The organism is Ruminococcus sp. 1001713B170207_170306_F1 (assembly GCF_015668065.1).
GTDB classification, from domain to species: Bacteria; Bacillota; Clostridia; order Lachnospirales; family Lachnospiraceae; genus Blautia_A; species Blautia_A faecis.
The window spans coordinates 1-8008 of sequence record NZ_JADPEX010000051.1 but is presented as its reverse complement, the minus strand read 5'-3'; the positions used below and the strand labels follow the sequence as shown (position 1 = coordinate 8008).

Sequence of the window (8008 nt, the reverse complement as noted above, 5' to 3'; positions counted from 1 at the left end):
CACTGCTTTTTATTAAAGTGTAAAGAAAAACTGCGCCATAGCCTTGGCAGGCCATCGCGCAGCGATTTTGTTCAACTGGAAGTTGTCACCATGTTCATCACTTATTTATACACGTTTGTAAATAATGGGATCATCGTATCCAAAAGTCCGCTTTCCGTTAACTTCCATAATTTCAGATACTTCCAAACAACTATCAGAAAACTTTTCCCAAAGCTTAAATGTCATTACTGGTGAAAACTGACTTGTGCTACCTCCCTCCCAGATGCCATCATTTTCATGATAAAGTGCCGGAGTAAACTTTTTAGATTTTTTCAGTTCACTATAATCAACATTTTTCATAGAATCATATGAAAATGTATTTTTGTCTTCTCCTTCCGGAATCTCATAGGAGGAAAGTAAAATTCCATCTTCATTTTCTGTAATAAGGAAAAGGTGCGGTGATGCATGACGTTTACCATTGGTCTCATAGTAACTTTCTTCAACAACAAATTTCCCATTGAAATCTTGAGGAATATTATTTATTTTGTCATTACAGACTGTATTTACATGCTTAGCATAAGGATATATTTTTCCTGTTGCCTGCATCATATTAAACTGCTCTTTGTTATCAAAATGTCCCGTCATCATACCAATAAAATTATCAAGTTTCATCATTTTATTTTACCTCCATAAATACCGATTGAACAAAATCGCTGCGCGATGACCCACCAAGGTTGTGGCGCAGTTTTATTTTTATTAAAAAAGCAGTGGAATTACTTTTCATAATCCGTTATTGTTAAGTTACCACACGAAACAACTGAACTAAGAAAGCTCCACTGCCTATGATAAGAATAACATTTTCCAGGCTCTTCCGCAATCGGAATTATGATGCCAATGCACCTCCGAATAGGTAGATGTAATTATTAACACTACTTATTCTGGAGGTTTTATTATGTATAAAGATATTTTTGAGTCCATCCGCAATGAAGCGGAAAAACGTAACCTGCTTCTTCCTAATTTTCATCTTTCCAGATCACACACTTATCAATTCCAACAGCACGCGATACACTTCTGTATTTTCTTTTACTACCACAGCCAGTTCTTCTTTTGCAAGATTCAATCTGTGGAATAGAAGTCTTACCTCGGATTCTCCATTTACACCACGATTTCTGGATCTCAGATATCTGTCTGCATCATAATAATAGCGTGTATCCAGACACACTACCAGGCGATTCACCTCACTGCTTGAAGAATTTATAACTTCTTCACTGCTTTCTCCCCTGTCATGCTGATATCCCATACTGCCAAAGCAGACAATCAGCTTCTTTGCTTCGACATCATCATTTGCGTAAACAACCGACACATGTGGATAACCTTTCTGGCTCCTTCCGGTAAAATGCATCATGTTCTGAACAAAGGAAGACAATTCCGCATTCGTCCGTATGCGGTTAGTCAGACGAAAATTCATAACCTGAGGCAGTTTTTCGATTATCTGTATCGTACTTCGGTCAAGTTCTTCCGGCGAAATCATCTCTTCACGGTCACTGGAAAAAATCATCGGTTTTCTTTTTCCAAATTCTAATAACCGCTGTAACCTTTCTGGTGAAAGTAAATGAGCTTCATCCACAAGAATACTCTCATACTTATCCATACAGATTTGCTCTGTCAGTTCTCCTTCGAGCTGACTGTCTGAGACAAAATCAATCCGCAAAAGTCTGTCATGAAGCACTTTCCATTTTTTTCCAACTTCCCCGCAATGGATCATACAGACATTCTTGCGTCTGCTCGACAGCTTCATTGCTATATCATAAAGCAGCATCGTCTTACCGGTTCCGGGAAGTCCTGTAAATCCAAAATACCCTGTATGCTTTGCCCTGATTTTTTTCAATATCTGACGCTCAATATCTCTTTGCTGTGAGGTCAGAAAATACTCTTTTTTCAGAAAACGGTCTGGATCTGCAAGCGGAGATATCAAATATAATTCTGCCTGAAATAATTCTTCAATATTCCCCTTATACTCAAGGCTTTCTTCCTCAAGATCCTTACATAATTCTTCCCATTTTGCTTCCACAATATGGTCATGATTATTTAGCCGCACCAGTCGATCCAGACTGCTTACATACGTATAGGAACGAATGTTTCTCCCAAGCACGGATAAATAATATCGATTCTGGAGCAGCTGTTTCCGAATTGCTTCATCCGATACCGCCCCACTTTTAAGTTCAATATTGACGATCTGTTTTTCCTTAATCTGCAGAAGATCAAATTCTTTCCCAAGTCTTGGGATCTGAAATGAGTAGAAAATTTGAAGAAGATGCACATTCTCCATATGCCGTTCCAACTGCTCAACCAGAGCTTTCATACTGCTTAGCTCCCATTCTCTCATTTTCAGAAAGTAGGATCTGTCAGACAGCTGCCTCTCCATTTTCTGCAGACAATTCATGTCCTGTTCTCTTGTTAATGCATAGATAGATATTGCTTTCATATGACCGACTCCTGCAACTTACAGTTCAAAAAGATCTCTTCCCGTATTCAGATAACTTCCCATACTTTCAGTACCTCCATTTTTCTATGCTGCTGATCGTTCTCTGTCTTTCTATCTTATCATGATTTTCTATATTAATATATATTCCATCTGTCTTTCTTTTGCCTTCATTCTCATTTTTTCATAGAACTTTTCTGCTGAAGCATTTCCTGCCCAGACATTCAATGTTACTTCATAGCAGTTCATTCGTTTTGCTTCATTTTTTACATATTCAAACAAACTTTCTCCGATATGCTGTCCTCGCGCCTGTTGATCGACACACAGATCGTCTATAAAAAGCGACTTAAACTGCACCATATTGTTTGAAAAAGGCTGCTCCTGCAATTGACAAAATGCATATCCCACACAAACATCTGCTTCGTTCGCTGCGATGTATATCGGCTTTTCTTTATTTTTCAAAAGTTCTTTCAATTCGTCTGCCGTATATTTTGTCGTGCCCGGAATAAAAATGTCAGGTCTTATATCTGCATGAATTTGCAGTACTTGCCCTAACAGCTCCATAATTCTCGGAATATCTCTTTCTTCTGCTTTTCTGATCATCATTTCACCTATTCTTAATACAGAACTCTCTATCTTTTGCTTTTTCTAATGACATTTACTTTACACCTTCTTCATTTGTTCATAAATTCTCCAAGATTCCATAGGTTTTATCATACCATGAAGTTGTATACTTTTGCAAGATAACGCGGTAAATCATATTGCAAACTTGCATCAAAAAATATTATACTGAAAGACAAGGTGTTACTCTTATATGGTAATCTTCTTTTATAAAATCAACTATACCTGCAATGTAAAATATTGTTTCATTGTGCATGCTTGTTGTTCATTCGTCATTCGAGTATAATCTCTGCATCGGATATCTTTTCAGGAATGTATCAATCCACTTCTGATTCACCCCATTTAGTACACCAAGCCCGGATAATAGCTGCACACAGTCAAGATATCCCTGCACATAACTGAAAAGCTCCGTCTGATATCCCCAATGCTCGTAGGCATTATAATGCTCCTCAAACAGATCTGCCATTTCAGCATTCACATTCCGGAGGGCTTCCACTGCCTCATCAAACTTCTTTTCCAGTTCGCCGCATACACTTCTGCCTTCCTCAAACACCGGATTCTGCTCCCGCAGCCTTGTTCTGGTCGGCTCCATCAATTCCATTGCACTCTGCATCAAAAGTTCCATCATCTCTTCATTCATTTTTCAGATACCTCTCTTTGCTTTTTCATTTGCCGTTGGCATAAATAAAGCATAGCAAATATCTGCTTTTCTGAAAACGATGTGACATTTCCTACGATGATAGATTATAGTTCCTATATGGAATCACTTTTCCCGTAATTATATCATCCTTTTATTTCTTCCACATTTCTCCGAAATCCAATATACGTCACAACAAAATGAACAAGGTAGATCCCCAGAAACAAAAGAATGGATTCTCTAAAATATAGAGCAGGTGCGGACGGCACGCCTGTTTCTCTGACAAAAAGCCTGCTCAGATACAACGGTGACTGCTGGGGTTCCTATTGGAAATACTCAGACTGCCTTCATGCTATCTGCCGCGCCCATTTACTGCGTGAACTGAATGGCATAGAAGAAAACCATCCGGAACAAACCTGGGTAAAGGAGTTCAAAAACCTTCTTCTTGAAATGAAGAAAGTGAAGGATAAAGCTGTAGCACAGGAAAAAGAAGCTGTCAGCTATTATTATCTTCATAAATTTGATAAACGGTATGATGAAATCATCCAACAAGCTTATGAAGAGAATCCATTACCGGAATCCACAAGCTTTTTTATCTGACGTAATACATAATCCTAATCTTAAAACAATACAAGTAAAAAATGTAGGGTGTTGCAAAATCCACATAGATTTTGCAACACCCTTTTTGTCAAACCAATTTATCGAACTAACCGCCTAACAACAGCACTCTTTAGTCCTATTTTTATGAATGCTTATTTTAATGGAACACAATAATAATTATCTTCTGTTGGTATTTCTCCTACATTGATGGTATCTTTTGTAAAAAGGACGCTTTCTATCTCATTGACATCAATCACCTGATTGAAGGCATAGCTAGCCACATAAGTATTTGTAGTATCATCTACAAAACCGCTGGTTCCCGGGCCTCCGTACAACATTGTCAATAATGTCCCATCTTTCAGCTTCACACCTTGCGGCCACGGTGCTTCCTTATATTCTGTAGATGTCTCTGTTGTTCCATCTGCCAAAGTAAATTCTTTGGTAATCTCTGTCCTTGGAAATTCGTAAGTAATGTGACACGATACTGGGGAAATTTCAATTTCTTTTACTGTTGCTCCGGTATCGCCTAATGATTCGTTCATTTCATATACTTTTGCAGTATCTGTACCGCCTAATGTCCAATCCAATACCCATGTTCCATCCAAAACCGGAAAATGCTCTGCCTTTCCTGCAGTTCCAAGGTTTTTAAATTCTACATGAATTGGTTTACCCACAAAAGATCCTTTTTCTCCACTATTTTCTAATACCATGTGATATTCCAAACTTCCATCATCTCTTTCATAATGCCCAAGTATCGGCTGGTCATAATCAATAGGAGAACCATCTGCATAAACAGCTCGTCCATCTGGGCCACAGATCAATCCGCCATAAAATGAACCACCCCAGGAAAATTCATTACTGCCGTCTACCGTTACTGAAACATTTTCAATACTTGGTTCTTTTCCTTCTTCCAACTCATAACCTTCGAATTTAAAAGAAAGATAAGTATAATAATTATCTGTAATACTCTGCTGTGCAGTCACCGTCACCCCGGCATCTGTGCAGGATACTTCTGAAAAAGCAGCCATACCAGTATCTTCCAGCATTTTCTGTTTTTCTTCATCGATTCGAAGTTCCTCTGACAGACCGTTGCTCCAGTTATAATATGCAGCAGCGCCAACCGTTAATGTACCGAATACAATTACTGCTGCTACCGTTATTGCCATGAAAGATTTTTTCCGCTTTTTATTTGCCATATTTTCTACCTCCAATGATATTTGTTCGGAGGATGCCAATACATCAAACGCCTTTTTATACTTCTCTTTATTCGTCATCTGCCCATTCCTCCTTTAACACATTCTTTAAGAGTGTACGTCCTCTGGATAACCGTACTTTCACATTACTTACACTTGTATGCAGTATTTCAGATATTTCCCGAATATTCCAGTCCTCATAGTAAAACAGATGTATTACGATTCGATATTTTCAGGAAGATGCATAACTACTTCAAACAGATTACTATCCTCTTTCGTTTCGAACGGTAATGACTCTATATAATCTTCCAGTGGCATTTTATTTCTGTGCCAGAAAGACTTCTTTACATCTTTTGCTTTATTAACTGTAATTCGGAAAAGCCAGGCTCGTATATGCTGCTCATCATTATACTGTAAATCGGATGTATAATAGGCGATAAAGGTATCCTGCACAACATCTTTTGCATCTTCAACATTTTTACAAACCTGAAACGCTGTCACAAACAGATTCATTTGATACTCCTCTATCAGCCACTCTACTGGTAATCTCATGAGTAATTCCCCATTTTCTTTGTTCTTTGTAAAGATCCTTACACTAATATATCGATTCAAACCCTTAAAAGGTTACAATTTTTTGATTATTATTACCTGAATCCGTGAAGTTCACGGATTCAGGATATATTGTTTCCTCATTATAGAATCGTAGATGTTGCAGATGCGTTAGGGCTTAGTACTGCTACTGTCTCAAAAGTAATTCACGGGAAAACAGAAAAGATTTCAGATGAGACGGTAAAACGTGTCCAGCAGGAACTTGAAAGGTCGGGATATATCCCGAATATGGCTGGCATTTTACTTGCGAGAAATAACTCAAGAATCATCGGAGTAGTAGTGAATGACCATGAAAAGTATGAGGGCAGGGTTTTAGAGGATGGATTTGTGATGTTATCGCTGAATGCTCTTTCCCATGAGGTGAATGAAAAAGGATATTTTCTGATGATAAAAACGACATCTGATATCAAGGAGATTCCGGTATTTGCATCCATGTGGAATATGGATGGACTAATTCTGATTGGATTTTGTGAAGCTGATTATGAAAGCCTTAGAAATCAAATGAGGATATCGTTTGTAGTGTATGATGGCTATTTTCAAAAATGCTCAAAGGTAGTAAATCTGGTCATCGATCATTATGACGGTGGCTATCAGGCTGGGAAATATTTAAAGGAGTTAGGACATAAAAAAGCATTATGCATAGCAGATAATTTCATCTGCATGGATAAAGAGCGCATCAAGGGATTTCGCAAAGCCTTTGAACAAGGAGAAACATATAGATGGAAGATACCCAAGACAGAAAAGGAAAGAATGTGCTTTTATGAGGATAATTATATGCAACTATTAAAAAACAGTGTTACCGCTGTTTTTGCGGTGTCCGATTTTTATGCACTTGAATTTATGAGGTTTTTGCAAGGAAAGAACTTGCGAATTCCAGAAGATATCCAGATCATAGGCTTTGATGATAACATGGCAAGCAGGGAAAGTAATCCTTCCCTCACAACGATTCATCAGGAAGCAGACTTAAGGGCAAAAGCAGCAATTGAATGTCTGGAGGCAATGCGCGATGGAGCAGAATGTAAGACAGAAATTGTGTTACCGGTTGATTTAATAAAAAGAGGAAGTACGAGGAAATTATGATGTCAAAGTTTATGAAATCGTTGTGTAAAATAGCAATTCCTGTCACATTGCAAAGTATGCTGCAGGCATCATTTTCAATTGTTGACCAGATTATGATCGGACAGTTAGGCGAGACAAATATATCTGCAGTTGGATTATGCGGGAACTTTTCACTGATTTTTTCAGTGGTGATCGGTGCGGTAAGCACGGTTGCCGGGATATTAATTGCTCAGTTTATTGGTGCACAAGAAACAAAAGAGGCATGGTGCAGTTTTGATGTAAGTCTCATCTGCGGAATTGTGATATCAGCATTGTTCCTGCTTGCTGCCGGAGTTTTTCCGTCGCAGATTCTTGGACTGTATACGAAAGATATGAGTATTATAAATGCTGGTACGGTTTATTTTAGAATCGTAGCGTTTTCTTATATTCCAATGGCTGTCAGCAATATTTTATCCTCCTGGCTGCGCTGTAAAGAACATACCACGATACCTTTTCTGGCAAGCTTTGGAGCAGTTGTTGTAAACACAGGACTGAACTATCTGCTGATATTTGGAAAATTTGGATTTTCATGTATGGGAATAAAGGGAGCTGCCATTGCTACACTTATTTCGCAGTTGTTTAACCTGGTATTTATTGTTATCGGATTTATCTTATGTATCAGAAAAGATGGAGATAAACCGATATTGTCTCTACATTTTAAAAAAATCACAATCAGGGATTATCGGCGATAGTTTCATGGTTTGCGCTGAAACCCTTAATTTATGCGGGTTTGAAGCACCTGAAATAGTAGTTTGACCCCCATTTGACCCCCGGTTAGTATTTTGTATG

Annotated in this window: 10 protein-coding genes; 3 read left to right on the top strand and 7 right to left on the bottom strand. The window is 38.2% G+C overall.

Going from position 1 to position 8008, the window contains the following annotated elements; translation table 11 throughout:
• Positions 1 to 105: 105 nt before the first annotated feature.
• The 4 genes from I4V84_RS19265 to I4V84_RS19250 form a co-directional block, all read right to left on the bottom strand.
• On the bottom strand, positions 106 to 654 hold the full coding sequence (locus tag I4V84_RS19265) for a hypothetical protein (protein ID WP_173717538.1): 549 nt from the start codon (positions 652 to 654) through the stop codon (positions 106 to 108).
• A gap of 358 nt (positions 655 to 1012) precedes the next feature.
• A complete protein-coding gene (locus tag I4V84_RS19260; protein ID WP_173717539.1) occupies positions 1013 to 2464 on the bottom strand; it encodes an ATP-binding protein in 1452 nt (483 codons plus the stop codon).
• A 129-nt stretch (positions 2465 to 2593) separates the two neighbouring features.
• A complete protein-coding gene (locus I4V84_RS19255) occupies positions 2594 to 3067 on the bottom strand; it encodes a GNAT family N-acetyltransferase (RefSeq protein WP_195993174.1) in 474 nt (157 codons plus the stop codon).
• 280 nt (positions 3068 to 3347) lie between these two features.
• The gene (locus I4V84_RS19250; RefSeq protein ID WP_173717541.1) at positions 3348 to 3722 is read right to left on the bottom strand and encodes a hypothetical protein; all 375 of its coding nucleotides are present in this window, start codon (positions 3720 to 3722) and stop codon (positions 3348 to 3350) included.
• A gap of 228 nt (positions 3723 to 3950) precedes the next feature.
• Here I4V84_RS19250 and I4V84_RS19245 point away from each other — a divergent pair, with 228 nt between their 5' ends.
• Entirely contained in the window at positions 3951 to 4319 is a 369-nt protein-coding gene (locus I4V84_RS19245) for a transposase (protein ID WP_173717542.1), read from the top strand.
• 152 nt (positions 4320 to 4471) lie between these two features.
• Here I4V84_RS19245 and I4V84_RS19240 read toward each other — a convergent pair whose 3' ends face one another.
• From I4V84_RS19240 to I4V84_RS19235, 3 genes are read right to left on the bottom strand one after another with little or no spacing between them, the layout of a single operon-like run.
• Positions 4472 to 5593 carry a DUF4179 domain-containing protein gene (locus I4V84_RS19240; protein ID WP_173717543.1) on the bottom strand — a complete coding sequence of 374 codons (1122 nt, stop codon included), beginning with the start codon at positions 5591 to 5593 and terminating at the stop codon, positions 4472 to 4474.
• Complete coding sequence (locus I4V84_RS20975) at positions 5583 to 5690, bottom strand: hypothetical protein (RefSeq protein WP_334286230.1); 108 nt, start codon at positions 5688 to 5690, stop codon at positions 5583 to 5585. The genes I4V84_RS19240 and I4V84_RS20975 overlap by 11 nt, the downstream gene beginning before the upstream one ends.
• Before the next feature lie 38 nt (positions 5691 to 5728).
• Complete coding sequence (locus I4V84_RS19235) at positions 5729 to 6064, bottom strand: sigma factor (RefSeq protein ID WP_334286225.1); 336 nt, start codon at positions 6062 to 6064, stop codon at positions 5729 to 5731.
• A 129-nt stretch (positions 6065 to 6193) separates the two neighbouring features.
• Here I4V84_RS19235 and I4V84_RS19230 point away from each other — a divergent pair, with 129 nt between their 5' ends.
• Positions 6194 to 7201 (top strand): LacI family DNA-binding transcriptional regulator, encoded by a 1008-nt coding sequence (locus I4V84_RS19230; RefSeq protein ID WP_207748706.1) that lies wholly within the window; start codon positions 6194 to 6196, stop codon positions 7199 to 7201.
• An 11-nt stretch (positions 7202 to 7212) separates the two neighbouring features.
• The gene (locus I4V84_RS19225; RefSeq protein ID WP_243284156.1) at positions 7213 to 7911 is read left to right on the top strand and encodes an MATE family efflux transporter; all 699 of its coding nucleotides are present in this window, start codon (positions 7213 to 7215) and stop codon (positions 7909 to 7911) included.
• Positions 7912 to 8008: the final 97 nt, after the last annotated feature.